At 65.4% G+C, this 537-nt stretch carries 1 pseudogene; it reads left to right on the top strand.

Going from position 1 to position 537, the window contains the following annotated elements:
• A pseudogene (locus tag FL583_RS40690) lies at positions 1 to 504 on the top strand (hypothetical protein); the annotation flags it as partial.
• Positions 505 to 537: the final 33 nt, after the last annotated feature.

Below are 537 nucleotides of genomic sequence, written 5' to 3'. Positions count from 1 at the left end.
ATGAGCGACTACGAGACCAACGTCGACGTCGACGGCGACGGCCACTACGACGATGTCAACTACTCGGAAAACGCCGACGGCAGCGTCACCATCACCGCCGACCAGAACAACGACGGCGTCATCGACTTCGTCGCCCACGACTACAACCACGACGGCATCGTCGACGACGCCACCTACGACGACGACTACGACGGCGACGCCGACACCTACTGGAAAGACACCACCGGCGACGGCATCCTCGACCGCGCCGCCGGCGACACCAACGACGACGACACCGTCGACTGGACCGGCGTCGACGCCAACCAGGACGGCAGCATCGACCACGCCGTCGTCGACACCAACTACGACGGCCAAGCCGACACCTACGTCGCCGACACCAACTACGACGGCCAGATCGACTACGCCTCCACCGACACCGACGGAGACGGCTACACCGACACCGCCGTAGCCGACACCAACTACGACGGAACACCGGACACGGCCGCCACCACCCGAGTGAGCTGACGGGGGCTGACGACTTTCCGGGGTTCTGAGCCC

Source organism: Cryptosporangium phraense, from assembly GCF_006912135.1.
GTDB lineage: Bacteria > Actinomycetota > Actinomycetes > Mycobacteriales > Cryptosporangiaceae > Cryptosporangium > Cryptosporangium phraense.
Note: the sequence above shows the minus strand (reverse complement) of the source record. Positions and strands in the feature narration are given on the sequence as shown.